The organism is Streptodolium elevatio, assembly GCF_040649515.1.
GTDB classification, from domain to species: Bacteria; Actinomycetota; Actinomycetes; order Streptomycetales; family Streptomycetaceae; genus Yinghuangia; species Yinghuangia elevatio.
The window spans coordinates 20,550-42,247 of record NZ_JBEZFP010000055.1; the positions used below are offsets into that span (position 1 = coordinate 20,550).

At 70.2% G+C, this 21,698-nt stretch carries 42 protein-coding genes; 38 read left to right on the forward strand and 4 right to left on the reverse strand.

The genetic code is table 11. From position 1 onward, the window contains the following. Positions 1 to 19 precede the first annotated feature (19 nt). Both AB0C36_RS21275 and AB0C36_RS21280 read left to right on the forward strand, forming a co-directional pair. Positions 20 to 625: a GNAT family N-acetyltransferase gene (locus tag AB0C36_RS21275; RefSeq protein ID WP_358356249.1), complete on the forward strand. Its 606-nt coding sequence runs from the start codon at positions 20 to 22 to the stop codon at positions 623 to 625. Between the two features lie 105 nt (positions 626 to 730). Next, positions 731 to 1,111 carry a DUF4259 domain-containing protein gene (locus AB0C36_RS21280; RefSeq protein ID WP_358356251.1) on the forward strand — a complete coding sequence of 127 codons (381 nt, stop codon included), beginning with the start codon at positions 731 to 733 and terminating at the stop codon, positions 1,109 to 1,111. A 76-nt stretch (positions 1,112 to 1,187) separates the two neighbouring features. On the opposite strand, the gene AB0C36_RS21285 is transcribed toward AB0C36_RS21280, so the two are convergent. Then, positions 1,188 to 1,595: a VOC family protein gene (locus AB0C36_RS21285; RefSeq protein WP_358356252.1), complete on the reverse strand. Its 408-nt coding sequence runs from the start codon at positions 1,593 to 1,595 to the stop codon at positions 1,188 to 1,190. 68 nt (positions 1,596 to 1,663) lie between these two features. Then, the gene (locus tag AB0C36_RS21290; RefSeq protein ID WP_358356253.1) at positions 1,664 to 2,437 is read right to left on the reverse strand and encodes a siderophore-interacting protein; all 774 of its coding nucleotides are present in this window, start codon (positions 2,435 to 2,437) and stop codon (positions 1,664 to 1,666) included. A gap of 145 nt (positions 2,438 to 2,582) precedes the next feature. Here AB0C36_RS21290 and AB0C36_RS21295 point away from each other — a divergent pair, with 145 nt between their 5' ends. Beyond that, the gene (locus tag AB0C36_RS21295) at positions 2,583 to 3,515 is read left to right on the forward strand and encodes a tyrosine-type recombinase/integrase (protein WP_358356254.1); all 933 of its coding nucleotides are present in this window, start codon (positions 2,583 to 2,585) and stop codon (positions 3,513 to 3,515) included. A 32-nt stretch (positions 3,516 to 3,547) separates the two neighbouring features. Here the strand turns inward: AB0C36_RS21295 and AB0C36_RS21300 are convergent, their stop codons facing one another. Then, entirely contained in the window at positions 3,548 to 3,802 is a 255-nt protein-coding gene (locus tag AB0C36_RS21300) for a hypothetical protein (RefSeq protein WP_358356255.1), read from the reverse strand. Between the two features lie 149 nt (positions 3,803 to 3,951). After that, the gene (locus AB0C36_RS21305) at positions 3,952 to 4,398 is read right to left on the reverse strand and encodes a hypothetical protein (protein WP_358356257.1); all 447 of its coding nucleotides are present in this window, start codon (positions 4,396 to 4,398) and stop codon (positions 3,952 to 3,954) included. Positions 4,399 to 4,713: 315 nt separating this feature from the next. Between AB0C36_RS21305 and AB0C36_RS21310 the strand changes: the two genes are divergently transcribed. The 35 genes from AB0C36_RS21310 (at position 4,714) to AB0C36_RS21480 (ending at position 21,698) form a co-directional block, all read left to right on the forward strand. After that, positions 4,714 to 4,992, forward strand: a complete 279-nt coding sequence (locus AB0C36_RS21310) for a hypothetical protein (RefSeq protein WP_358356259.1) — start codon at positions 4,714 to 4,716, stop codon at positions 4,990 to 4,992. A gap of 26 nt (positions 4,993 to 5,018) precedes the next feature. Beyond that, on the forward strand, positions 5,019 to 5,294 hold the full coding sequence (locus AB0C36_RS21315) for a hypothetical protein (protein WP_358356260.1): 276 nt from the start codon (positions 5,019 to 5,021) through the stop codon (positions 5,292 to 5,294). 64 nt (positions 5,295 to 5,358) lie between these two features. Next, positions 5,359 to 6,159: a phage antirepressor gene (locus tag AB0C36_RS21320; protein ID WP_358356261.1), complete on the forward strand. Its 801-nt coding sequence runs from the start codon at positions 5,359 to 5,361 to the stop codon at positions 6,157 to 6,159. Between the two features lie 103 nt (positions 6,160 to 6,262). Beyond that, on the forward strand, positions 6,263 to 6,589 hold the full coding sequence (locus tag AB0C36_RS21325; RefSeq protein ID WP_358356263.1) for a hypothetical protein: 327 nt from the start codon (positions 6,263 to 6,265) through the stop codon (positions 6,587 to 6,589). After that, on the forward strand, positions 6,586 to 6,930 hold the full coding sequence (locus AB0C36_RS21330; protein WP_358356265.1) for a hypothetical protein: 345 nt from the start codon (positions 6,586 to 6,588) through the stop codon (positions 6,928 to 6,930). The genes AB0C36_RS21325 and AB0C36_RS21330 overlap by 4 nt, the downstream gene beginning before the upstream one ends. Further along, a complete protein-coding gene (locus AB0C36_RS21335; protein WP_358356267.1) occupies positions 6,930 to 7,166 on the forward strand; it encodes a hypothetical protein in 237 nt (78 codons plus the stop codon). Before AB0C36_RS21330 ends, AB0C36_RS21335 begins: the two co-directional genes overlap by 1 nt. Then, on the forward strand, positions 7,166 to 7,372 hold the full coding sequence (locus AB0C36_RS21340) for a hypothetical protein (RefSeq protein WP_358356268.1): 207 nt from the start codon (positions 7,166 to 7,168) through the stop codon (positions 7,370 to 7,372). The genes AB0C36_RS21335 and AB0C36_RS21340 overlap by 1 nt, the downstream gene beginning before the upstream one ends. Beyond that, positions 7,369 to 7,638, forward strand: a complete 270-nt coding sequence (locus AB0C36_RS21345) for a hypothetical protein (RefSeq protein ID WP_358356270.1) — start codon at positions 7,369 to 7,371, stop codon at positions 7,636 to 7,638. The genes AB0C36_RS21340 and AB0C36_RS21345 overlap by 4 nt, the downstream gene beginning before the upstream one ends. Continuing rightward, positions 7,635 to 8,030 (forward strand): DUF6197 family protein, encoded by a 396-nt coding sequence (locus AB0C36_RS21350; RefSeq protein WP_358356271.1) that lies wholly within the window; start codon positions 7,635 to 7,637, stop codon positions 8,028 to 8,030. Before AB0C36_RS21345 ends, AB0C36_RS21350 begins: the two co-directional genes overlap by 4 nt. Then, a complete protein-coding gene (locus tag AB0C36_RS21355) occupies positions 8,023 to 8,607 on the forward strand; it encodes a hypothetical protein (RefSeq protein WP_358356273.1) in 585 nt (194 codons plus the stop codon). Before AB0C36_RS21350 ends, AB0C36_RS21355 begins: the two co-directional genes overlap by 8 nt. Then, a complete protein-coding gene (locus AB0C36_RS21360; protein WP_358356275.1) occupies positions 8,604 to 9,017 on the forward strand; it encodes a hypothetical protein in 414 nt (137 codons plus the stop codon). Before AB0C36_RS21355 ends, AB0C36_RS21360 begins: the two co-directional genes overlap by 4 nt. Next, positions 9,010 to 9,447, forward strand: a complete 438-nt coding sequence (locus tag AB0C36_RS21365; RefSeq protein WP_358356277.1) for a hypothetical protein — start codon at positions 9,010 to 9,012, stop codon at positions 9,445 to 9,447. The genes AB0C36_RS21360 and AB0C36_RS21365 overlap by 8 nt, the downstream gene beginning before the upstream one ends. Then, a complete protein-coding gene (locus tag AB0C36_RS21370; RefSeq protein WP_358356278.1) occupies positions 9,444 to 10,385 on the forward strand; it encodes a YqaJ viral recombinase family nuclease in 942 nt (313 codons plus the stop codon). Before AB0C36_RS21365 ends, AB0C36_RS21370 begins: the two co-directional genes overlap by 4 nt. Further along, on the forward strand, positions 10,382 to 11,227 hold the full coding sequence (locus AB0C36_RS21375; RefSeq protein ID WP_358356280.1) for a recombinase RecT: 846 nt from the start codon (positions 10,382 to 10,384) through the stop codon (positions 11,225 to 11,227). Before AB0C36_RS21370 ends, AB0C36_RS21375 begins: the two co-directional genes overlap by 4 nt. Beyond that, positions 11,224 to 11,514: a hypothetical protein gene (locus AB0C36_RS21380; protein WP_358356281.1), complete on the forward strand. Its 291-nt coding sequence runs from the start codon at positions 11,224 to 11,226 to the stop codon at positions 11,512 to 11,514. The genes AB0C36_RS21375 and AB0C36_RS21380 overlap by 4 nt, the downstream gene beginning before the upstream one ends. After that, positions 11,487 to 11,714 (forward strand): hypothetical protein, encoded by a 228-nt coding sequence (locus AB0C36_RS21385; protein WP_358356283.1) that lies wholly within the window; start codon positions 11,487 to 11,489, stop codon positions 11,712 to 11,714. The genes AB0C36_RS21380 and AB0C36_RS21385 overlap by 28 nt, the downstream gene beginning before the upstream one ends. After that, entirely contained in the window at positions 11,714 to 12,070 is a 357-nt protein-coding gene (locus AB0C36_RS21390; protein ID WP_358356285.1) for a hypothetical protein, read from the forward strand. The genes AB0C36_RS21385 and AB0C36_RS21390 overlap by 1 nt, the downstream gene beginning before the upstream one ends. Before the next feature lie 88 nt (positions 12,071 to 12,158). Continuing rightward, positions 12,159 to 12,473: a hypothetical protein gene (locus tag AB0C36_RS21395; RefSeq protein ID WP_358356287.1), complete on the forward strand. Its 315-nt coding sequence runs from the start codon at positions 12,159 to 12,161 to the stop codon at positions 12,471 to 12,473. Beyond that, positions 12,470 to 12,673, forward strand: a complete 204-nt coding sequence (locus AB0C36_RS21400; protein WP_358356289.1) for a hypothetical protein — start codon at positions 12,470 to 12,472, stop codon at positions 12,671 to 12,673. Before AB0C36_RS21395 ends, AB0C36_RS21400 begins: the two co-directional genes overlap by 4 nt. Next, entirely contained in the window at positions 12,666 to 13,223 is a 558-nt protein-coding gene (locus tag AB0C36_RS21405) for a hypothetical protein (protein ID WP_358356291.1), read from the forward strand. Before AB0C36_RS21400 ends, AB0C36_RS21405 begins: the two co-directional genes overlap by 8 nt. 1 nt (position 13,224) lies before the next feature. Further along, entirely contained in the window at positions 13,225 to 13,770 is a 546-nt protein-coding gene (locus tag AB0C36_RS21410; RefSeq protein ID WP_358356293.1) for a VUT family protein, read from the forward strand. A 13-nt stretch (positions 13,771 to 13,783) separates the two neighbouring features. After that, complete coding sequence (locus tag AB0C36_RS21415; protein ID WP_358356295.1) at positions 13,784 to 14,410, forward strand: hypothetical protein; 627 nt, start codon at positions 13,784 to 13,786, stop codon at positions 14,408 to 14,410. A gap of 3 nt (positions 14,411 to 14,413) precedes the next feature. Next, complete coding sequence (locus AB0C36_RS21420) at positions 14,414 to 14,599, forward strand: hypothetical protein (RefSeq protein WP_358356296.1); 186 nt, start codon at positions 14,414 to 14,416, stop codon at positions 14,597 to 14,599. After that, entirely contained in the window at positions 14,596 to 15,156 is a 561-nt protein-coding gene (locus AB0C36_RS21425) for a hypothetical protein (RefSeq protein ID WP_358356298.1), read from the forward strand. The genes AB0C36_RS21420 and AB0C36_RS21425 overlap by 4 nt, the downstream gene beginning before the upstream one ends. After that, positions 15,156 to 15,506 (forward strand): hypothetical protein, encoded by a 351-nt coding sequence (locus AB0C36_RS21430; protein WP_358356300.1) that lies wholly within the window; start codon positions 15,156 to 15,158, stop codon positions 15,504 to 15,506. The genes AB0C36_RS21425 and AB0C36_RS21430 overlap by 1 nt, the downstream gene beginning before the upstream one ends. 73 nt (positions 15,507 to 15,579) lie before the next feature. Then, positions 15,580 to 16,791, forward strand: a complete 1,212-nt coding sequence (locus AB0C36_RS21435; RefSeq protein WP_358356302.1) for a hypothetical protein — start codon at positions 15,580 to 15,582, stop codon at positions 16,789 to 16,791. A 157-nt stretch (positions 16,792 to 16,948) separates the two neighbouring features. Beyond that, positions 16,949 to 18,106, forward strand: coding sequence for a hypothetical protein (locus AB0C36_RS21440; protein ID WP_358356303.1), 1,158 nt, complete (start codon positions 16,949 to 16,951; stop codon positions 18,104 to 18,106). Then, the gene (locus AB0C36_RS21445) at positions 18,103 to 18,522 is read left to right on the forward strand and encodes a hypothetical protein (RefSeq protein ID WP_358356305.1); all 420 of its coding nucleotides are present in this window, start codon (positions 18,103 to 18,105) and stop codon (positions 18,520 to 18,522) included. The genes AB0C36_RS21440 and AB0C36_RS21445 overlap by 4 nt, the downstream gene beginning before the upstream one ends. Continuing rightward, positions 18,519 to 18,848: a hypothetical protein gene (locus AB0C36_RS21450; protein ID WP_358356307.1), complete on the forward strand. Its 330-nt coding sequence runs from the start codon at positions 18,519 to 18,521 to the stop codon at positions 18,846 to 18,848. Before AB0C36_RS21445 ends, AB0C36_RS21450 begins: the two co-directional genes overlap by 4 nt. Next, the gene (locus AB0C36_RS21455; protein ID WP_358356309.1) at positions 18,845 to 19,510 is read left to right on the forward strand and encodes a hypothetical protein; all 666 of its coding nucleotides are present in this window, start codon (positions 18,845 to 18,847) and stop codon (positions 19,508 to 19,510) included. The genes AB0C36_RS21450 and AB0C36_RS21455 overlap by 4 nt, the downstream gene beginning before the upstream one ends. After that, complete coding sequence (locus tag AB0C36_RS21460; protein ID WP_358356311.1) at positions 19,507 to 19,707, forward strand: hypothetical protein; 201 nt, start codon at positions 19,507 to 19,509, stop codon at positions 19,705 to 19,707. The genes AB0C36_RS21455 and AB0C36_RS21460 overlap by 4 nt, the downstream gene beginning before the upstream one ends. Beyond that, entirely contained in the window at positions 19,707 to 20,096 is a 390-nt protein-coding gene (locus AB0C36_RS21465; protein WP_358356312.1) for a DUF4326 domain-containing protein, read from the forward strand. The genes AB0C36_RS21460 and AB0C36_RS21465 overlap by 1 nt, the downstream gene beginning before the upstream one ends. After that, positions 20,089 to 20,679, forward strand: a complete 591-nt coding sequence (locus AB0C36_RS21470) for a hypothetical protein (protein WP_358356313.1) — start codon at positions 20,089 to 20,091, stop codon at positions 20,677 to 20,679. Before AB0C36_RS21465 ends, AB0C36_RS21470 begins: the two co-directional genes overlap by 8 nt. Positions 20,680 to 20,775: 96 nt before the next feature. Further along, complete coding sequence (locus AB0C36_RS21475; RefSeq protein WP_358356315.1) at positions 20,776 to 20,985, forward strand: hypothetical protein; 210 nt, start codon at positions 20,776 to 20,778, stop codon at positions 20,983 to 20,985. Positions 20,986 to 21,071: 86 nt separating this feature from the next. Then, entirely contained in the window at positions 21,072 to 21,698 is a 627-nt protein-coding gene (locus AB0C36_RS21480; RefSeq protein WP_358356316.1) for a VWA domain-containing protein, read from the forward strand.

Below are 21,698 nucleotides of genomic sequence, written 5' to 3' on the forward strand. Positions count from 1 at the left end.
GGATGGCAGGATCGGCTCCATGACCTCGCCCGCCTCCCCCACCTCCCCCGCCTTCTCGGCGCGCCCGCCCGCCCCCGTCGTGCTGCCGCTTCCGGACGCCCCGGTACGCCTGGCCGGACTCGGCCTCGTCCTGCGCGAGTGGCTGCGCGAGGACCTGCCCGCGATGCGCGACGCGTTCGACAACCCCGAGGTGGACCGCTGGACGCCGCTGCCGTCGCCGTTCGACGACGCGGCCGCCGCCGACCGGCTGGCACGGGCCGAGACGGACCGGGTGTCGGGTACGCGCCTGTGCCTCGCGGTGACCGAGGACGGCGGGCTTGCACTCGGCGAGGTACTGATGTTCCCCGACGCGCACCACCCGGGCGGCGCCGAACTCGGCTACGGCATCAACCCCAAGTACCGCGGGCGGGGCCTCGCGTCGCGCGCTGTCCGGCTGTTGACCGACTTCGCGTACGGCACGCTCGGCATGACGCGCGTCGTGCTGCGCATCGACCACGACAACGACGCGAGTTCGGCGGTGGCGCGGTCGACCGGGTTCGTACCCGACGGTGCGGAGCCGGTGGTCGAGATGTCCAAGGGACGCGAACACCGCCTCGTCACCTGGGTGCATCCCGGCCCGGCCTGATTCCTCACGCCCGGGCCGCAGGACGCAACCGACCAGGAGGCGCGAGCGGTGGCTGTCGCACCGACGACGTACAGTCGCCGCCGACCGTCAATCCGGAGGAGAATCGTGGGTACGTGGGGCAGCGGCAACTTCGACAGCGACACGGCGGCGGACCACCTGGCGGACGTCATGGCACGCCTGATCACCGAGGTCACCGAGGCGATGGCCGGCGATCCGGTCGAGATCGAACCCGACGAGTACTGGGGCGTCGCGGTGCCGTGCAACCTCGAGATCCTCCACCTCCTCGCCGAGCAGGGCCACGTCGGCACGGAACTGCCGAAGGCGGCGGTCGTGGCGGAGTGGAAGACCGCCTTCATGGCCGTCTGGGAAAGCACCATCGACGGCCTGGGCCCCTCCCCCGCCTACAAGGACGAACGCCGCGCCGTCCTCACCGCCACCTTCGACCGCCTGACCCAAACCTGCACCGCCCGCGAAGCCGACCTCTGAGCAGCCCGTGCCCCGACAGCGCGAGGTGTCGGGGGAAGAGCGGCGACGTGCCGGGGCGGTGCGGGGGCCGGGGACGTTACGCGGGCGGGTCTGGGGTGGGGGTGGGTTGGATGAGGTCCCAGCGGTTGCCGTAGAGGTCGCGGAAGACGGCGACGGTGCCGTATGCCTCGTGGCGCGGCTGTTCGGTGAACTCGACGCCCGCCGCTGTCATGCGGGCGTGGTCGGCGGCGAAGTCCTCGGTGACCAGGAACAGCCCGACTCCCCCGCCGAGTTGGTCGCCGACCCGCTCGTCCTGGCGGGGGCCGTCGGCCAGGGCCAGGAGCAGGCCGGTCTCCCGGGCGCCGCGAGGGCGCACGACGACCCAGCGCCTGCCCTCGCCTAGGTCGGTGTCCTCGGCGAGTTCGAAGCCGACCGCGTCCACGTAGAAGGCGACGGCTTCGTCGTAGTCCCTGACCAGGAGCGCGGTGAGTCCGATGTGCGACATGTCCCGATCATGCCGTACGGGGGTCGCGCGGGCAGGCGTGTCCGGGCTTCCGGTGGGCGGTGGACTCGTTACTCCATGCCCTTCTTGCCCGGCGTCCAGAACGGCTTGACCAGCACTGACCGGCGGGGCCAGCCGCGGTCGCGGACCAGGTGCGCGCGTACCGCCTGCACGGTGCGTGCCTCGCCCGCGACGTAGGCGATGCCGGGCTCGTCCGGCAGCGCGAGCCCGCGTACCGATTCCACCAGGCTGTCGGAGGACGCGGCCGATCGGTCGCCGCGCTCGGTCCAGGCGATGTCGTCGGCCCGCGGCAGCGGCAGGCGGTCGTCCTCGGTGGCGGTCTCCACCGCCCCGAACACCCGCGCGTCGTCGCCGAGCGCGGAGAGCATCGGGCCGAAGGCAACCTGGGCGGTCTCCTCGCCGACGAACACGTGGTACGCCGCCTCCCGGCGCGGTGTCATCGACCCTTCCGGCTTGCCCAGCCGCACGCTCAGACCGGGTTCCGCCTCGCGCCCCCAGCGCCCGCCCGGGCCGGTGCCGCCGTGGTCGAACACGCACAGGTCGAGCACGCCGGACGCGTCGTAGTCCCACACCGAGTAGGTGCGCAGTACGTCGCCGAGCGCCCCCGGTTTCCAGGAGGAGGCGGCGAAGAGTTCGTTGACGTGGAGGCGTACCTGCTGGCCCGGTGTCCAGGCGAGACCGGCCACGCCCTCACCGCCGATCCGCACGCGGCGCATCCGTGCCGCGATCTGCTCGACCTCGGTGACGGTGCCGCGCGCGAACATACGGTCGAGGAGGCGGCTGCCGAGGCCGCGGGTCGGTGCGGTCCCTGCGTCGTGGGTCATGGAGATACTCCCTCTATTGATCAGTAGAGCTACTGGGCAATCAGTCCGTTGACCTGCGAAGGAGGCAAGGCATGGCGCACGCTTGGGGAAGTACAGCGGTTCCACTGGGAAATACTCGCCCCTCTTTGACGGCCCAGGAGCGCGCATGCCCTTCGACCTTGACCCGCTCATCAAATCGTGGAGACGGTCCTTGGTGGCTCGCAATCTGACCCCAGGAACGGTCGTCGGCTACGTTCAAGCAGCCTACGGCTTCCGTGACTTCCTCCTGTCGTACGAACCAGCTACGCCCGAGGAGATGCGGCCGGCCCCCGAGCACCTGGAGGACTTGCATCGCGAGCACGTGGAGGCGTGGGTCTCCGCCAAGCTCGAATCCCTCGCCGAGAGCACGACGTCTCTGCACCTGTCACAGCTCAAGGTCTTCCTGAACTGGCTCGTCGAGGAAGAGGAGTTGGAGCGCTCGCCTGCGGAACGGGTCTCGCCACCGGTGGTGGAGGAAAGGCCGCCAGCCGTCCTGTCCGAGGACGCGCTCAAGGCAATGCTCGCCGCCCGGCAGGGAAAGTCGTTCGCGCACCGCCGAGACAATGCGATCTTGAGGTCGTTCATCGACACGGGCCTGCGCATCAGCGAGTTGAACAAGCGCTGCCTCGACGATGTCGACCTCGACCTGAAGGTGCTGCATGTTCTTGGAAAGGGGCGCCGCGGACGAGCAGTCCCTTTCGGTCGTCAGACCGCGCTTGCGCTTGACCGCTATCTCCGCGCCCGGGCGCGGGACTATCCGACGCTCGACGAACCCTCGTCACCGTTGTGGATCAATCTGAACGGCCAGTCGCTCAGCGTCGGCGGGATGAGGTACCTAGTGGGGGTCATGGCCGAGGACGCCGGCGTCGGCCCCATCCACCCGCACCTCTTTCGCCATACGTTCGCCCACTTGTGGCTGGCTTCGGGAGGCAGCGAAGGCGACCTGATGCGCATCGCGGGGTGGCTGAGTTCGGACATGCTGCGACGCTACGGCGCGTCCGCAGCGATGGAACGGGCACACGCGGCGCACAGAACACTGAGCCCCGGTGACCGGCTCTGAGCTGAGCCGGGCCGGGGCGTCGGTGGCGCTGGTCAGATGGGGAGCAGGGTGTTGAGCAGGCGTACCCAGTGGGACTGTTCGACGTTGTGGCGCGTTGCTTCGGTGAGTGCTTCGGCGAGTTCTTCCGGGTCGAGGTCGCGGTTGAAGAAGATGTGGAGTTCGTGGAGTTCGGGGTCGTCTGCGACGAGTACGCGTACCCCTTCGTCGAGCTTCTCCGCGTGGAAGAAGACTTGGGGTTGGGCGGCGCGGACCCGCGGTTCTCGGGCGCGGGGGATGCTGGCGATCACGTGTGGCCCCCCTCGGCACACATCGATCTTCCCGAACACGTGTACGAGTCGGGCGCAGGGAGAGAAGCACAAAGCTACGCGTGTCGCGCCACCCCTGTGGCTTGAATCACATTATTCGGCGAAAAAACATCCCGAGCGTCACGACTTGATCACGCTTCGGCGGCGTCGTCGCCTTCCGGAGAATCGCGTTCGGCGAGACGCTGCTCCCGCAACGCGAGGTACTTCTCCAGTACTTCGAGCGTGAGCGGCGTATTGGCCGCGTCGATCCCAGGGACTCCGGTGACGCCGATGTTGACCTCGGGCGGGTGCTGGTCCGGGTAGATGTCGCTGGTCTCCAGCGGGGTGCCGATGTACTGCCGGTGGGCGGCGATGCCGACCTCACGCGATGACCGCCCGAGGCCGGCGGCGATGGCGCGGACCAGAGACGGGTTGATCTTCACGAGGCTGCCGTCCCGAATCTTCTGGATCAGGCCGGTGCTGGGGCGGTAGCCGCTGTCCGGGTCAACAGCGCGCGCCTGGAATGCCTGGAAGGTCAAGCCTCCCGGGCCCAGTGCGGCGCTGACGAGGTCCGTCAGCGTTTCTCGCTCTACGGTCATGCTGGTCCTCATGTGCTGTACCCCCGAGCGCCCGCGCTGTCAGGGAGGTGGACGTGAGTCCGGCGCGCGGGCGGTGTCCGGACAGCCCATTGTCTCTGTCTGAATACGCAGACGCTATGTGCGAAGTCCACAAACGACCGAAACTTTTCCACGCTGACCGGCACTAGCCGGTGGACACTCCGGGCACCGCTGTGCTTAGCTATGCACATCTGCAAATGTAGATGCCAAGAACGCAGACGCGTCCAACTTGGCCACCCCCTGCACGTCCGCGACATGCGCATATGCAGATGTACATGATCGGAAGGAGTCAGTCAGATGCCCCTCGATCCCGCGGAGCGCAGTCTCCGAGCCCGGCTCGGCGCCCATGAAAGCTGGGCCAAGACACGCGACCGCTCCGCCCGTACGGCGCCGGCCCGGCGCGGCCTGATGGCCCGCTTCGAGCGTGAGGTCGACCCGGAAGGCCGTCTGCCCGCCGAGCAACGAGCCGAGATGGCGCGCCACAAGTACGTCGCCCACTTCCAGCGGCTGTCCCTCATGGCGGCGGCCGGTCGGCGCAAGAAGCGCGAAGCCGCGGCCGACCCGAAGGCTGCCTGACGCCACGAAGGAAGGCCCTGTTCCTCGTGCGCAAACGCATCAAGAGCCAGTGCCCCGCGCTCGCGCAGGTCGTCAAGGACGCCATGCGCGAACAGCGGATCTCCTACCGGGCCTTCGCCAATCAGGCCGTCGATCCGGACACGGGATACCGCATGTCGCACGGGCTCGTAAACGACATCGCCCGCGGCTTCGACTTCAAGGTTTCCCCGCCCGTGCTGCGCGCCCTCGCAGCCGGGACCAAGAAGCCGTTGGCGGTGATTCAGGAAGCCGCGATTCGGCAGTTCATCAGGCCGTTCGCCTGACGCAAACGGCCGGCCCCGAAGGACCGGCCGTGCGGACCTACCCCTATGCACCTAGGAGCACGTCTTGATCCCCAGTATCCCTGAGCCGAGCCGATCGAGCGTCTTCGACGTGCTCGGTCACAACATCCGCTTCGGTGTGACCGAGGGCGACGTCGTGTACGCGGTCGCCTCGGACTTCGCCAAGACGATGGGCCATCGCGACGCAGAGAAGGCCACGCGCCTGCTCGCAGAGGACGAAAAGGGTACCCAGATTGTGGGTACCCCTGGCGGGCCGCAGTCGATGAACGTCATCTACGAGGACGGCCTTTGGGAGCTGATCTTCCGTAGCTCGCTGCCCGGCGCGCAGGCCATCAAGAAGCGCGTCAAGGAGATCCTTCGGCAGATCCGCCAGACCGGCTCCTACTCCGTGGTGCCCGCGCTGCCGGACATCACCACTCCGGCCGGTGTCCTCGCGATGGCGGAGCAGTTCGCGCTGACGGCCCGCCAGTTGGTCGACGCCGACCGGAAGATCGCCGAGCTGGAGCCGAAGGCGCTCGCGCACGACACGTTCCTGTCCGCGCACGACGGTGACGTCCTGGTGCGGCAGGCCGCGAAGGTGCTGGGCCTGAAGGAGAAGCAGCTCCGGCAGTTCCTCGCCGACGAGCACCTGCTGTACCGCCGGAAGGCGACGTGCGGCGCGGACCAGTGGGACTTCTACGCGGACCATGCCCGGCACTTCCACGCGGTCGAGCAGACGGTCGAGCACACGTGGGGCACCTGCGCGCACTACACGGTTTACGTCCGGCCGGCCGGGCTGGCGCTGATCCAGAAGCGGATCGCGAAGCGCAAGGCCGAGATGGACGAGGCGATCAAGAACTCCCCCTGACCTCATGGGCGCGGGCCGCCTCCCGTGGAAAGCAGGCGACCCGCTGTGCCCACCACCACGAGACCGATCGAGTCCCAAGAGAGGTGGCAAGGCAATGAACATCATGACGCAGGTGTCTGCGATGACCAACATCGCGCGCCTGATCGCCGAGGACGGCGAGCTCCCGCCCGTGAACGTCGACGTGACGTGGGAGGGGCACGTGCGGCTGCGCGGGTTCTACGCGCCGTCCGGCGAGCGGTTGACTGCCGACGAGGCGGCCCCGGTCCGGGACGCGTGGGCGAACGCGCTGGGCATCCCCGCCACTCCCGCGTTCGATGCGGAGTCGAGTGGCCGCCCGATGCGGTACTTCGAGGCCGAGGGCATGTGGGCGGGCTTCGCGGTGACGCTGATGGTGATCGGCGAGCTGGCGCCTGCCGAGGTGTCGCCGTGACCGCGCACACCCGTATCGACGCGGCGACGAAGGCGATCTCCACCGCGTACACGGAGGCGTCGTGGCGTGACCGCGACACCTCGCACGCCGCGGCGGTCGAGTTGGAAGCGCGGAAGCTGCTGACGGAGACGCGGGCCCAGTTGGAGCGGGAGATCCGCGCGGAGCACGCCGCGCTGATCCAGCGGGCGATCGACGCGCACCGGGCGGAGCACCCATTCACGGAGACGGCGTTCCGGCTCGGCATGAACGAGGCGCTGCGGCTGGTGCTGAGCGCCGGCCCGGTCGTCGACGGTTCCCCGGGTGACCTGTTCGACCCGTGCGACCCGGCGGACGGTGCGTGATGCAGTTCTTCGATCGCCCGCGCAGTCTGTCCGAGTTGGCCGAGGACGCGGTGTGGCGCCGCTACCAGCGTGGCGAGCACGACCCGCGCGTCCCGGCCCCGGTGGTTGTCGCGTCCGAGCCGTCGGCGCCGAGGCGTCCGGATCACGCGACGCGCGCCCGTTTCGACGGCGGCTGCGGTTGCTTCCTGTGCGCGGAATACGCCGAGCGCCATGGCCTGATCGCGGGTGACTCGTGATGGCTGCCGAGTGCACGCGTTGCGAGGACCCGCTGTGGTCGACGCCGCCGGAGGAGCGGACTGCCGCTCAGTGGGACGAGTTCGACCACCTGAATGCGCTGCGTGTCGACCCGTGGCGGGACCGCTCCGGTGAGGACCGGTACGCGCGTATCGCGGCTGAGCGCCGCACCACCACCCCTGCCGCTGCCGTGAGGAGCACGACGTGAGCACGTACCTGGTTTCGTTCGAGCGGATCGGACGCTGCCGCGACGTTCCTGACCTGCCGGTGGATGTCGACGACGCCTCGGCGCACGCGCAGCAGATCGCCGAGGTGGTGTACGGCTACGCGGGCCGCTTCCTCGGGTCGTCGTGGTACCAGGTCGACGTTGACCTGACGGACGAAGGAGCGGACGGCGCGGGGACGATCGACGGCGGTCGCTTCGGGAAGTTCACCGTCTCGTACGTCGCGGCCAAGGTCGGTGAGTCGAAGTGACGACGATTCCCAACCCGCAGATCTACCGCAACGCGATCGACGTGATCCGCGAGCGCGGCTGGCACCAGGGCGACTTCTTCAACGACGACGGCGTGGCGATCGGTGGCTGCTGCATTGCTGGTGCGATCCGGTACGGCACGAACGGCTACCCGTCGGTGCCGTCGGACGCCACGGACGAAGCCGAGATGTGGCTCGTCGAGAAGGTGCTCGGCGCGTACTACTTCGACTGGGTGATGCTGTGGGCGTCCGGAGGCTGCGCCGACGCAGTGGGCAAGTGGAACGACGCCCCCGACCGCACCAAGGCCGAGGTCATCGCCGCCCTCGAAGCCGCCGCCACCGCTGCCGAGTCCGCGCGTGCCGCCAGCCAGACGGGCGGTGAGGGCCGTGGCTGAGTACGACGACGTCGCGGCCCGGTTCGCGAGGGACACCAAAGACCACGAGATGACCGTCCGCCTCGACGACGGCCTGTACCGGCACCTGACGTTCGCCAAGCCCGGCACGTTCATGCACTGGTTCGACCTGGTCACCTGGCCCGGGAACCTCGTGATCCGTGGCGACATGGACGACTTCGCGTTCTCCCGCCACGAGGACATGTTCACGTTCTTCCGGGGCTCGAAGGGCATCAACCCGAGCTACTGGGCGGAGAAGGTCTTTGACCGCCGCGATGCCACGGAGCGGTACAGCGAGGACGCTTTCCGGCGGGCCGTCGCCCATCACGTCGCAGGCAACCGTGTCCTGTCGGCGCTGGTGAAGGTGGAGATTCTCGACGCGCCGGGGCTCGGCGACGAGGACGTGGCGCGGTCGCTGCTGGAGGATTTCGAGTACGACGGCTTCCGGTTCTCGGACGTGTGGGAGTGGAACTTCCGCGAGTTCACGGACCACTTCCTGTGGTGCTGCCACGCGATCGTCCACGGCATCCAGCAGTACGACGCGCACAAGGCCGCGCTGGTCGGCGGTGGTGCGAAGTGACTCCCGACGACTTCGACGCCGTGCTGGCCGAGGCGTACGACGAGCCCGCGTTCTCGAACGGCTCCGAGGGCTACGGCTTCATGTGGGCCAACTGCGACCACTGCATCCACGACAAGCCGCACCGTGACGACACCGACCCTCGGGGCTGCCCGGTGATCGGCGTGACGATGCTCGGCAAGCGGCCCCGTCAGTTCGTCGACGGGCCGCGCGACGCCGAGGGCCGCTACTCCCGCGCGCACCAGTACGTGTGCACCGAGTACCGCCACGAGGACGACGGCCCGCCCGACCCGCAGCCGATCCCGGACCCGCCGGGGCAGGACGGGCTGTTTCCGCGCGAGGACCACGAGGGCGTGCGGATGCTGACCGCGCTGCCGACACGGGAGCACGTGGGCGGTGGGTCTCGTGGCTGAGATGACCCGCGACGAGCACGTGGCCGTGATCCGCGACTTCCTGAAGGCGGCCGATGAAGTCGGCAACCTCGACGCCGACGAGCATCTGAAGAAGGCGACCGTCGAAGCGCTGATCTACATCGGCGACCAGCTCGGCAAGCTGTTCGAACGGCTCGGGCCGCCGCCGGTCGAGGCCGCGCCGCTATGGGTGCCGGAGCACAAGGGCTGCTACCGGCGCGCGGGCGGATGGGCCCTGATCCTCTTCGACGAGCCGACGCCCGGACGCGAGGAGATCGGCTGGTACCTGTTCGGGCCCGGCATGGGACCGAACGGCTACTGGACCACGACCACGCTGACGGGCGCGCAGGCGACCGCGAACCGCGTGATCGAGGTCTACTACGCGAACTTCACTCCGGAGCGCTTCGGCGGCCAGTTCGAGGGCGACTCGTGACCGCCGGGACCGAGGCCGCCGCCACCACGGCGGCGGCCGGGCGGGCGGGGTCGGCGTTCCTGGTCGGCCAGTTCGCGCCTGGCTCCCCGGAGTGGAGGGAGGCGCGCGCCGGGAGCATCACCGCGACCCGGATCGCCGCGGTCCTCGGGCTCAGCCCGTGGGAGTCGCCGTTCTCGCTGTGGCACCGCATGCGCGGCACCGTTTCCGACGACATCGACGTCACGCCGCACATGGAGTGGGGCACCCGCCACGAGCCGGCCATTTCGGCGAAGTTCGCGGAGGAGCACCCGCAGTGGGACGTGCAGACGACGGGCACGTGGGCGAACCGCGAGCGGCCGTGGCAGCGCGCCACCCCTGACCGGCTCCTCGTCTACCGCGGCCGGGTGATCGGCGTCGGGGAGCTGAAGACGTCGGCGAAGGACGACGACTGGGGCCCGGACGGATCAGACGTCATCCCGGTGCACTACCGGTGCCAGGTGCTGTGGCAGCTCGACACGCTCGGGCTTCCCGTCGCGCACGTCGCCTGCCTGATCTCCGGGTGGGACTACCGCGAGTACGAGATCCGGGCGTCCTCGGACGAGCAGGAGTTCATGCGGGAGCGGGCACGCGAGTTCCTCGACTCGATCCAGGCCGGCGCCGCGCCGAAGATCGACGGCCACGGCGAGACGTACCGCGTCGTCAAGCAGCTCCCGGACGGCGTCGAGGACACCCACGTCGACGTGTTGCCGCAACTCGCCGACCGGTACATCGCAGCCCGCGCCGCCATGAAGGACGCCGAGACCGAGCTGAACGAGACCCGGTCCCTGCTGCTCGACGAGATGGGCAACGCCCTGCGCGCCAAAGCCCTCGGCGAACTCATCGCCTACCGGACCACCAAGCCCGACGGCAGCACGCTCGCGCTCCAGCCTGCGCGCGCCAAGAAGAAGGACACCGCATGAGCCAGATCACGAACGCTGTTGCCGTCCGGGACAACGGGCCGGGCGCGCTTGTCGAGCAGTACCGCGGCGACTTCGCCGCCGTCATGCCGTCCCACGTGAAGCCCGAGACGTTCATGCGCCTCGCGGTCAGCGTGTTCAACCGCGACGAGCGTCTGGCCAAGGCCGCCGTCAACAACCCCGACGCCGTCATCGCGGCGCTCCTCGAAGCCGCACGCCTCGGGCTGGAGCCGGGCACCGAGCAGTACTACCTGACGCCGCGGTGGAACGGGAAGACGCAGCGCGAGGAGGTCGCGGGGATCCGCGGCTACCAAGGCGAGATCGAGCTGATCTATCGGGCAGGTGCCGCATCGTCGGTTGTCGTCGAAGCCGTGCGGCAGCAAGACGCTTTCATCTGGGCGCCGGGCCTGTTCGACACGGCGAACCCGAAGCGCTGGGAGGGCCCGCAGGAGCGGCCGTTCCACGGCGTGCACTGGTTCGAGGAGCGCGGGGACCTGGTCGGCGTCTACGCGTACGCGGTGATGAAGGACGGCGCCACCAGCAAGGTCGTCGTCCTGAACCGCAAGCAGGTCATGGAGGCGAAGGCACTCCAGTCCAGCAGCGACAAGTCCTGGTCGCCGTGGCAGCTGCACGAAGAGGCGATGTGGCTGAAGACCGCCGCGCACCGTCTCACAAAGTGGGTCCCGACCAGCGCCGAGTACATGCGCGAGCAGCTGCGCGCGGTGCGCGACGTTGCCGCAGAGCAGCCGAGGCCGGCGCCCCGTCCGCAGCCCGCACCCGTCCAGCAGCAGCCGCAGGAGCCGGTGTACGAGGCCGAGTTCGTGGACGACGGAGGCGAGTCGTGAGGCGGGCTGTGCGCCGCGCCTGGCGCAAGGCCATGACGGAGGCCCGCTGGCTCCGGGACAGGTACTTCCCGTCGGAGCTGGACCCGTACTTCCAGGGCCCGGACCCGATCGAGCCTGACGTGCATTCGGTGCGGGTGGACCCCGAGTTCCGCAGTTGGCGTGAGCTGGCGTGGGAGGCCCGGTTCGCGGAGGTCGCGTACGAGACGCCTCAGGCCGACATCGACGACTTCCTTGCCGAGATCGACCCGAAGTTCGCGTCGTGGCTGCGGCAGGAGAGGCGGTCGTGATGGCCGGGATCGGCGGTCACCACCGCCCGCAGCGTACGGCCCGGGTGCTGACCGTGGAGGAGCGCGCGAGGCGTGAGCAGCGCGCCCGGCTGCGGCAGTACCAGCGGGCCCTCGACGACCTGCTGATGGACCCGGACGAGTGGCTGGACGGGCTGCTGCCCGACCGGCCCGAGGCCGACACCGACGAGGAGAACCCCTGATGGGCTACATCAAGCACGACGCGGTCATCGTCACCACTGCCGAGTGGCGCGACGGTGGCCTGCCGGACATCGACGCGTTCCGCAGGTCGTTGCCGGAGGGGTTCCGTCCGCTGGTGGTCGGCCCCATCAAAGCACCGCTGAACGGCTACGTGTCGTACGCGTTCCTCCCGGACGGCAGCAAGGAGTACTGGGAGGACAGCGACCTCGGCGACGTGTTCCGCGCTCAGTTCGTCGGCCAGTTCACCGCGTTGAGTGACAACGTCGTGGCGGTCTCGTTCGGCGGGGACTACCGCACGGAGTTCGAGAAGCCCGCCGCCTGGTACCCGGACGACGACCTTCCGGCGGTGGAGTCGTGACCGTCCTCATCGTCTGGCTGGTCGTCGCGGTCGTGCTGGCCCTGATCGTCGGCAGGCTCCTCGGGATCCTCGGCAAGGAGGACGACCGGTGACCGACTTCCTGTACGTCCTCGCCGCGGGCCTGATCGTTTTCGCGGCCATCCTGCTCATCCTCCTCGGCATGTCGGCTGCTGCGTCGCTGCTGTTGGGCACGAGCCTCGGCGTCCGCTGGCTGGCCCCAAGGGCTTTCCGCCTCGCACGCCGTGCCCTCGAGGCGCTCGCCGCCGCGGTGCGGGATGTGCGTGAGCCGTCCGGCCGCCACCGCCGCATCGGAGACCCGCCGCCCAAGACCGCCGACGTCGTGTGGCTCGACCCCGACGCGACCCACGAACTCGAAACCGTTCCCGAGGAGTACGCAGCATGAGCGCCAACCCGCGCTTCGAGTACACCGACACCGACGGCGTCCGCATCACCTTCGACCCCGACATCACCGAAGACGTACTGCGCGTCGTCATCCGCGTCGGCCGCGAGTCGGTGGCGGTTCCGGTCAGCGACATCGGATTCCTGACGGGTGCTCTGGAGGAGATCGCCGAGACGATCCGCTGGGAGGCCGACGGTGCCTGACACCCCGATGACCGCTGCGCGCCTCGACGAGATCGACTGCTGGCTCGCCAAGCACAGCGGCCTCCGCGCAAGCATCCAAGCCGCCCTCGAAGCAGGCGCCACCACCGCCGACATCACCCGCATGGAGAACGACGCCGACGCCGCAGCCGACTGGATCGCCGAGATCGGAGCGCCGGAGATGGCCGCCGAAATCCGGCGGCTCCGGGCGGAGGTCGGTCGCCTGCGCGCTGGGGCCGACGAGCGGATCGCGCTCCTCGAAGCCGCCCGTGACGTCCTCTATGCCGCCGGGATCAACCAAGCCCACGGCGGCGACACCTGGCCCCGCATCGACGACTCCATCGAAGAACTCGCCCAGCAGCGCGACCAAGCCCGAGCCGACGCCGACCGCTACCGCGAGGAGCACGCCGAGGCGTGCGCCCTGCTCGTCGCCGTGTACCAAGCCGCCGTCGGCCACACCAACGGCACCACCCTCGGCTTCGTCGCCGACGTCGAAGAGGTCCGCACCGAACTCCTCGACCTCCGCGCCCGGCTCGCGGCGAAGGAGGCGTGACGTGGACACCTCCACCCGCCATGCCGCGGGCGCCGTGGCTGCCACCGGGTACGTCGCCGCGATCACCCTGGCGAACTGGACCACCACCAGGTACGGCTTCGTCCCGGTCGGGTTCGGTCTCACCGCCACCGCCGGCACCTACGCCGCGGGCCTCGCCCTGCTCCTCCGCGACCTCGTGCAAGACACGTGCGGCCGGGCGTGGGTCATCGCCGGGATCCTCTTCGGCGCCGCCTTGACCTGGTGGACGTCGCCCGCTCTCGCCGTCGCTTCAGCCACAGCTTTCCTGGTGGCCGAGGCCGTCGACATGGCCGTGTACACGCCGCTGCGGCGCCGCGGATGGGCCCGCGCCGTCCTCCTGTCCGGGCTCGTGGGAGCGGTCGCCGACACGTGGGTGTTCCTCACCCTCGCCGGCTTCCCGACCACCTCCACCGCCATGGCCGGGCAACTCGTCGGCAAAGCCCTGTGGGCCACCGCCGTCCCCGTCGCCGTCGTCGTAGCCGTCAGGCAGGTGCGCCATGCGGTACTTGGCCACTCCGTCGGGGCCTGACGTGCGGGCCGCCATGACCGCCGGACTCCTCGGGTGCATGACCACGCCCGCCCAAGGCAACGTCGTCCCGGACGGCGCCGTGTACGCCTGCGACAACGGGAAGTTCGGGAAGGGCTGGCCCGGCGCCGACGCGTGGTGGGCGTGGCTGCAAAAGACGGTCGCCCGGTACGGCGCCGACCGGTGCCTGTGGGCCGTCGCCCCCGACGCCCCGTTCGACGCGGCCGGCACCCTCGCCGAGTCCCGGCCGTGGCTCGCCCGCATACGCAGCCTCGGCATCCCGGCGGCGTTCGCCGCGCAGGACGGATGCGACCGACTCGGGCTGCCATGGGACGAGTTCGACGTGCTGTTCCTCGCCGGATCCACCGAATGGAAGATCGGGCCGGTCGCTGCCCGCCTCGCCCGGGAGGCCACGGACCGCGGGCTGACCGTGCACATGGGCCGGGTCAACTCCCGCCGCCGCCTCGCAATCGCCGAATGGTTCGGCTGCGACTCCGCCGACGGCACGTATCTCGCCTTCGGGCCTGACCAGAACTTGCCCGCCCTTCGCGGCTGGCTCGACGAAGTCCACCGCCAGACCACCATCCCGGTGGCCACATTCGCCGACGCGAAGCCCTCCTTCAACGCCGCACAGGAGGCGTAACCGATGACCCTCGCCACCCTCCTCAGCGTCTTCGCCGTCCTCGCGCTCACCGGATTCGGGTGGGCCGCCCACCACTCCTCGCAGCAGCGACGCATGGCCGTCCACATGACCCACATCGCGCGCGCCGTCACCGAGCAGGCCAAGGCCATCAGCGCCATCGAGAAGCGACTCGACGGCGGTGAGTGGTGACCGAGCCGCGCGTGATCGGGATCGACCTCAGCCTCACCGCCACCGGATGGGCCGACAACCGACTCGGACTCCTCCACACCGACGTCATCACCAGCGAGGCTCAGTCCGGGCACCTCGCCCAGTGCCGGCGCATGGCAGGCATCGTCCGCGCACTGTGCTCCGTCGTCGAACGCGGCCCCGTCAGGCCCGACCTGATCGTCGTCGAAGGCCCGTCGTACGGATCCAAAGGCGCCGGCACATGGGACCGCGGCGGCCTGTGGTGGCTCGCCTACGACTCCCTCCACCAGTACGCGCCGATCGCCGTCGTCTCCCCGTCGCAACGCATGCTCTACGCCACCGGGAAGGGCGCCGCGTCGAAGGAGAAGGTCGTCGACGCCGTAGCCCGCCGCTGGCCGGACATCAAGACCGACGCCGACAACAACCGCGTCGACGCCGCCGTGCTCGCGCTGATCGGCCTCGACCACCTCGGCCACGCGCCCGTCGCCATGCCCGCCACCCACCGTGCCGCGCTCGACAAGGTCGCGTGGCCCGCCCTCGACCCCGCCCGGAGCCTGTGATGCCCGCTGCCACCGACACCCCCGACCTGAAGATCTGCGACGACTGCTTCGACGAACTGCCCGCCGCCAGCTTCAAGCGCCACGGCTCCAGCGCCGACGGCCTCCAAGCCCGCTGCATCCCCTGCGCCGAGAAGCGCAAGCCGCGCGCCAAGAAGTGCAAGCAGTGCGGCCTCAGCAAGCAGCTCACCGCCTACCCCGTCAACCGCCTCCGCGACGACGGCCACGGCTCCTGGTGCACCGACTGCCACAACGCCGAAGCCCACCGCACCCGACGGCGTCTCGACGAGAAGCGCATGCAGCGCCTGTACGAGGCCGGGCTCCTCGCTGCCGAGTCGGCGTACTCCGCCTGATCTCCCGTGCCCGGCCGTGACACGCCGGCCGGGCACGGGCCAAGACCGACACGAGCGCCGAGAGGAGACGGCCGTGGCAAACCCCGTATGGCACACCGAACTTCAGATCCGCCTCGACCTCACGCGGCCCGACCTCGGGCACCCCGACATGCCCGACCTGTGGGAGCGCTTGCGGGCGGACAAGCGTGAGCCTGCTCGTCGTCGCGGCCTCCGATGCGCAGGAATCTGCTGGGACCGGGGCGTCGAGGCGTACATGTACCTGAGGGAGCGCAATGGGCTTCGCGAGGCCGTCCATCTCAGCGAGGCACACCAGCAGCTGCACTTCACGCCGACGTCTCCCGAGCACAAGGCGTACCAGGAACGGCTTGTCCGTACTGCGGAAGAAGCAGGTCACCGGGCGAAGACCGAAGTCTCCTCTCCGGGGCGGCGCATACGCAGCGACGTCCTGATCGAGGGCGCCGGCGGGATCGTGGTCCGCGGAGAGGTGCAGGTCTCCGACGTGTCGGCGCCGAATATCGCCTACCGCCGGCGTGTCGGCGAGGAGTTGGGCTACGTCCAGATCTGGCACACGGACAAGCGGGACCTGAGCGCGCGGTCGGACACGTGGTGGACACGTGCCGACGTGCTGCCGCCGGAGGCCATACTCGGGCGCCGCGACCTGGAGATCCGGTCCGGCTTCCGGCGCCTGACCTGGGACCGCTGCGGGGTGCTGCGCGGACTGCCGTGCCCGGACCGGCGCAGTGGTTACTGCGGCGGTCTGCACCCGAAGCATGAACCCGCGGCCATCGGCCTGGACTCCCTGGTGCGCGGCGCGTCCTCCGGGCTGTTGGCCCCCATCGAGTTTCAGCTGACCCCGACTTCGCGCATCCACCGGATCTGGGTGACCGCCGCCGACAGGGACCGGTACCTCGACGGGGGTGGCCCTGCATCTCCAGAGCCCGAGGCGGCCGCGGCGTCGCACGCAAGCCGAGGCGGCCCGACCTGCCGGCCTGCCCTGTGTGTCGGCGGCTGCGGCCGAACGGTCTCGCTCCTGGACAGCACCGGGTCTCGGCGCTGCTGGCACTGCACGCAGCCCGCTCGGCCGCAGCGACCGGCCGGCAGCTGCGCATGGTGCGGATCCACCGAGGGCGTGCGCCTGTACGCAGCAGGTCGCCGCTGCCGCTCCCATACGCCCGCTGCTCTGGCCGAGGCGGAGGAGCCCGGGCGGGACGCGTACTGCCCGCCCCGCATCTGCTGGTGCGGCAACTGCCCGCACGCGGGAGCCAGGCAGGCCCGCGACCACTGATCCCGCAACACCCGATTTCCCTCCACGTACGAGTGCAAGGAGATGCCGCGCTGATGGCCCGCATCCGCAGTACCAAGCAGGAGACGCGCGAAGCGTGTTGGAGCCACTCCGGGCTTGCCGTGTCCAGCATCCTCGGCGCTGCCGCTGGCGGTGCCTGATGGCGCGCGCGCACGGCCGCACCCTTACGTCCATCTGGGACAACGAGGATTTCTGCGCGCTGGACGAAGGGCCGCAGCGGCTCTACCTGTTCCTCATCTCGCAGCCCAACCTCAACCACGCGGGGCTGTTGCCGCTCACGCTGAAGCGCTGGGCGAGGAAGGCCCGCGGGTTGTCCGTCGCCGGACTTGAGGAGCGACTCCACGTCTTGGCCGACGCTCGGTTCGTCGTCCTCGACGAGGAGACGGAGGAAGTCCTCATCCGCACGTTCGTCCGCAACGACGGCGTCTGGAAGATGCCGAAGGTGATGGGCGCGATGGTGTCCGGCGCACAGGAGATCTCGTCGCATCACCTGCGGCGCGCGCTGCTCGCCGAGATGGACCGCATCCCCCTCGACGAACTCAGCGACGAGGCTACGGCGCGCGGTGGACCGTCTGTGCGCCGGCAGATCGCCGACCACATCGGCGCGCTCCGCAAGGCCATCGCCGTACCGGACCCGAGCCCCCTGCCCGACCCCAGCGGAGGGGGATCGCCAGGGGTATCGGAACCCCCTGCGATACCCCTGGCGAACCCTTTCGCAGGGGGTTCCGCATCCTCCTCCGAAACCCTCTCGGATCCTCCTCGCGAACCCTCTACGCACGCGCACGCGCGCACATCACACGCGCATTCCCCTGCCCCTGCCCCTGCCCCTACCCCTACCCCTGCCCCTGACCCCAGTTCGGCCTACGGCCGGCAAGAGGCCCTCCCCGGGACGCCCGAGCCCGAGCCGGACGTCGTCGACGCCGAACTCGTCGACGACACCGCCGCCGGCGCCGAGCTCGTCCTCGTCGAAACGACCACCGCCCAGACCCTCGTCGGCGAGTGGATCGACAACGTCCGCAACCGGCCGCCCGGCAACGTCATCGGCCAGGTCTCCAAACAGCTCAAGCAGCTCCTCGACGAAGGCATCGACCCGCACCACGTCCGCGCCGGCCTCGCGCAGTGGGCTCACCGCGGCCTGCACCCGTCGGCGCTGCCCGCGCTCGTGAACGAAGTCATGAACCGCACGGCGCCCACCGGAGCCGGGTCCCGGCAGCAGCAGGAGACCGACGACATGTTCGCCCGCATGGCCTCCCGTGCCGCCGCCCGAGTCGCAGCGAAGGAACAGGAGGCGTCGTGAACGAGCTCGAAGCGGTCTCGATCACCCGCTACGTCAAAGCGCTCTGCCCGCACCAGAAGTTCGACGAGTTCACCGCGGACGCCTGGTTCGACGTCCTCGGCCCGTACGGATTCGACGACTGCAAGCAGGCCGCGGCAGCCATCGCCGGGCGGCAGGCGTTTATCTCGACGTCCGACATCGTCGCCGAGGTCAGGCGCATACGCGCCAAGCGCCTCGACGGATTCGTGTACGTGCCCGGCGACGGAGACGGCGACCCGCAGGTGTACCTGGCCCGGCGCCGCGCCCAGATCGAGCTGGTGGCGTCCGGCCGCCGCGCCGCCGACCCCGAGAAGGCGCTCACCGCCGGAGCCGACCAGGTCGTCGTCGGCGAACTCGTAGCCGGCGTCGGCCAGCCCGTCCCCGAGGAGTCGACGTGACGTACCGCATCACCGAGGACGACATCCGCGAGGTCCGCGCGCAGGGCGACCTGAAGGCGCTGCTGACCGCGGCCCGCACCCAGGGCACCGCGGACGCGGCCCGCAACCGCGCGGCCGTCCTCGCCCACCCGGACCTCGCCGAGCAACTGTGCGTGGCGCCGTGCAAGTTCGCGGCCCCCGAGATGTGGACGGGCTACATCGGCCCGAAGTGGATCGAGGGCCGCCACGGCGAAGCGGTTCTGAACACCAGCCCGTACCGCGCCCAGCTCGTCGCGCTCGTCGCCGAGGCCGAGCAGCGCAACACCCGGAAGGACGCCGCCGCATGACAATCCGCGTCTACGGCGACCCCGCCGCCAACCGCTGGTACCCCCGGCAGCGCACCCAGTGGACCTGCTCCGACGAACTCCAGCCCGGAACCATTGTCGTCTGGGAACGCGAACCGCACCGCGTGATCGAGGTCCGCGAACGCCCCGACGAACTCTGGGGCGACAAGTTCGAGCAGGCGTGGCAGGAACGCGGGCGAGGCGACCGCTCCACGTGGCGGTACCGGCCGGTGGTCGTCGTGCTCCAGCCCGACGAGCAGCCGACGGCCAAGCCGCTGCACCTGTGCGGTCCCGCCAACCATCAGTGGTGGGTGCTCCCCGAGCACTACGCGATCTGCCGGATCTGCCGGGAGCTCCCGCCGTGCCGGCACGAGATCACCGAGGGCCACATCTCGTTTCAGATGAAACGCACCACCGAACTCCTCGCGATCCCGCGCGGCCACTGCCTCGCCTGCGGCGAGGCGATCACCCGGCGCATGAACGCCGCCCGGTTCCCCGGCCCGAACCTATGGCGCCCCGACCTCGGCGACAACAGCGCCGTCTTCCACGCCCGCGCGGCCTGCGCTGAAGGACGCGCCGAGTACAAGGCGCAGTGGGACGCCCGCGGAGACGACGCCGACGAGCAGTTGTCCATCGACCCTCCCGACACCGGAGGCCCCGCATGATCCCCGACGCTGCCGTGCCCGTCCTCGCCGAAGCGCTGTACGCCGTCGGCGACGAGATCGGCATGAACGCGGACGCCGACGCGCTGTTCGTCGCCCGCCACCTGGAGACCGCGGGCTGGGCCGTCGTCGACGCCGACGAACTCGCCGAGCTACGCGACCTCGCCTCCCGCCTCGCCGCCCGATCGGAGACCCCCTGATGCCCGCCCGTGTCCAGCGCCGTCGCACGAAGGGCTGGCGTCTGCCGCCCGGCGCGGTGATCGTCGACCGCAGCAGCCGCTGGGGCAACCCGTACCGCGCGTACGACTCCAGCGCCCGCGAGCACTTGATCGCCGCGTCGCAGTTCGCTCTCCTGCTGGCCGGGCGCGCGGACTTCCCGCACCCGGACCTGCTGATGCCGTATCCGCCGGACGAGGAGATCCGCGCCGAGTTGGGCGGTCGGGACCTCGCCTGCTGGTGTCCGCCGGAGCACGCGTGCCACGGCGATGTGCTGCTGGCCGTCGCGAACGGGCTGCCGATGCCTCGGCTGCTGAACGACGAGGCGATCTTCCTGGCGCTGATGGTGAAGGGCAGGCCGTCCGGTGCCTGACCTCGATCTCGCCGCTGTGCGTGCGGACCTGGCTACGTACCAGGCTCCGGCTGCGCCTGGGCAACCACTGGTCGCCACGGCGCCCTTGCCGCTCTTCGCGGTCAACGCACTCGGGCGGATCCTCCAGGAGCACCTGCCCGCGTTGCTGACCGAACTCGCCCGCCGCGATGCCCGCATCACCCGCCTGCGGATCGCGCTGGCTGCCGAGCGTCGTGAGGCGGCGTGTTTCCGGGCGGCGCACCGGGACCGGCAGGGCCTGCCGTCGGATCCGAGGCACGCGGTGTGCCGGATGGCGGACGACGACGGGTTCGAGCGGGCGGTCCTCGACAGGTGGCACGCGGCGTCGGGTGCGGACTGCCCGGTGCACGGCTGCGACGGGGAGCGGATCGAGCTGGAGGTCGTCGGCAAGCCGTCGTTCGTCCGGCTCACGTGCGGCCACGACCCGGTGCCGCCCGCCGTGGGCGTCGTGATCGACGAGACGCACGTGTGGCAGCCGGGCGAACCTGCGCCCCTCCCTACCCCCGCGAGCGCCCCTGTGCGCCCGCCTGAGCCCCGCGACCCCACTCCGGCGGGCGCGGACTAGACCCGCACCCCTCCCGGGCCCGCAGAGAGGCGCACAGGGCCTCGGGTGGGCGAACTCCGCACAACAGCCGCAACCGACACGAACGAGGAGAACCCCATGGTCTACAAGATCCCGCCGCTCACCCGCGAGGAACTGGCCGCCGAACGCGACGCCAACCCGCGCCCCGCCGACTGCGAGACATGCCAGTCCGGCACACCCGTGGAGCACTGGCCGTCCACCGTCGGCTGCCGTTCGTCCTGGCGCCGAGGCGACGACGGGATCGAGCGCGTGTCCCGCACCCACTGCACCTGCGACTTCTGCTTCTGACCCGCCCGCCGTCGTCCACCCCGGCATCACCCCGACCACCTGACCACCCATCAGAACCAGCCAGCCAACCAGTCACAGGAGACCCCGTGAGCCTGTTCCGCAAGTCCACCAAGACCGACATCCCCAACGGCCTGATCGACCTCACCAAGAAGGCCGCCGTCAGCCTCGAGGGCTTCTACCGCGACGGGTCCGTGCAGCGCCTCGCCGAGCAGACCCTCGCCCTCTCCGCGAACCTCGACGACGACGGCACCGTGCCCATGTCGTTCTTCTCGTCCGCCGTCGACGCGACCGTCGACGTCCGCCTCGACAACTACGCCGGGATCGTCGACCGCGAGCACGTCAAGTGCTACTGGGGCGGCACCAACTACGCCCCGGCGATGACCACCGTGTTCCGCGACTACTCGCTGAGCAACGCGACCGACCCGGCCCTGGTGATCTTCCAGACCGACGGCGCGCCCGGCGACCAGGCCGAAACCGAGCGCGTCCTGCGTGACCTGTCGTCGTTCCCAGTGTTCTTCGCGTTCGTCGGGTTCGGCGGCTCGATCCAGTTCCTGGAGCGCCTCGACGACCTGACCGGCCGCCGCGTCGACAACGCGTCGTTCTTCCACGCCGCGAACCCGCGCGCCGTCACCGACGAGGCGCTGTACGACGGCCTCACCTCGGAGTTCGCGTCCTGGCTGGCCGACGCCCGCAACGCAGGCATCGTCCGCTAA

Bases quoted from the DNA above. Each gene is read 5' to 3' on its own strand.
- AB0C36_RS21275 (WP_358356249.1), top strand. From the start codon at position 20: ATGACCTCGCCCGCCTCCCCCACCTCCCCCGCCTTCTCGGCGCGCCCG.
- AB0C36_RS21285 (WP_358356252.1), bottom strand. From the start codon at position 1,595: ATGTCGCACATCGGACTCACCGCGCTCCTGGTCAGGGACTACGACGAA.
- AB0C36_RS21290 (WP_358356253.1), bottom strand. From the start codon at position 2,437: ATGACCCACGACGCAGGGACCGCACCGACCCGCGGCCTCGGCAGCCGC.
- AB0C36_RS21295 (WP_358356254.1), top strand. From the start codon at position 2,583: ATGCCCTTCGACCTTGACCCGCTCATCAAATCGTGGAGACGGTCCTTG.
- AB0C36_RS21305 (WP_358356257.1), bottom strand. From the start codon at position 4,398: ATGACCGTAGAGCGAGAAACGCTGACGGACCTCGTCAGCGCCGCACTG.
- AB0C36_RS21310 (WP_358356259.1), top strand. From the start codon at position 4,714: ATGCCCCTCGATCCCGCGGAGCGCAGTCTCCGAGCCCGGCTCGGCGCC.
- AB0C36_RS21325 (WP_358356263.1), top strand. From the start codon at position 6,263: ATGACGCAGGTGTCTGCGATGACCAACATCGCGCGCCTGATCGCCGAG.
- AB0C36_RS21335 (WP_358356267.1), top strand. From the start codon at position 6,930: ATGCAGTTCTTCGATCGCCCGCGCAGTCTGTCCGAGTTGGCCGAGGAC.
- AB0C36_RS21340 (WP_358356268.1), top strand. From the start codon at position 7,166: ATGGCTGCCGAGTGCACGCGTTGCGAGGACCCGCTGTGGTCGACGCCG.
- AB0C36_RS21375 (WP_358356280.1), top strand. From the start codon at position 10,382: ATGAGCCAGATCACGAACGCTGTTGCCGTCCGGGACAACGGGCCGGGC.
- AB0C36_RS21390 (WP_358356285.1), top strand. From the start codon at position 11,714: ATGGGCTACATCAAGCACGACGCGGTCATCGTCACCACTGCCGAGTGG.
- AB0C36_RS21400 (WP_358356289.1), top strand. From the start codon at position 12,470: ATGAGCGCCAACCCGCGCTTCGAGTACACCGACACCGACGGCGTCCGC.
- AB0C36_RS21415 (WP_358356295.1), top strand. From the start codon at position 13,784: ATGACCGCCGGACTCCTCGGGTGCATGACCACGCCCGCCCAAGGCAAC.
- AB0C36_RS21420 (WP_358356296.1), top strand. From the start codon at position 14,414: ATGACCCTCGCCACCCTCCTCAGCGTCTTCGCCGTCCTCGCGCTCACC.
- AB0C36_RS21430 (WP_358356300.1), top strand. From the start codon at position 15,156: ATGCCCGCTGCCACCGACACCCCCGACCTGAAGATCTGCGACGACTGC.
- AB0C36_RS21440 (WP_358356303.1), top strand. From the start codon at position 16,949: ATGGCGCGCGCGCACGGCCGCACCCTTACGTCCATCTGGGACAACGAG.
- AB0C36_RS21455 (WP_358356309.1), top strand. From the start codon at position 18,845: ATGACAATCCGCGTCTACGGCGACCCCGCCGCCAACCGCTGGTACCCC.
- AB0C36_RS21460 (WP_358356311.1), top strand. From the start codon at position 19,507: ATGATCCCCGACGCTGCCGTGCCCGTCCTCGCCGAAGCGCTGTACGCC.
- AB0C36_RS21465 (WP_358356312.1), top strand. From the start codon at position 19,707: ATGCCCGCCCGTGTCCAGCGCCGTCGCACGAAGGGCTGGCGTCTGCCG.
- AB0C36_RS21475 (WP_358356315.1), top strand. From the start codon at position 20,776: ATGGTCTACAAGATCCCGCCGCTCACCCGCGAGGAACTGGCCGCCGAA.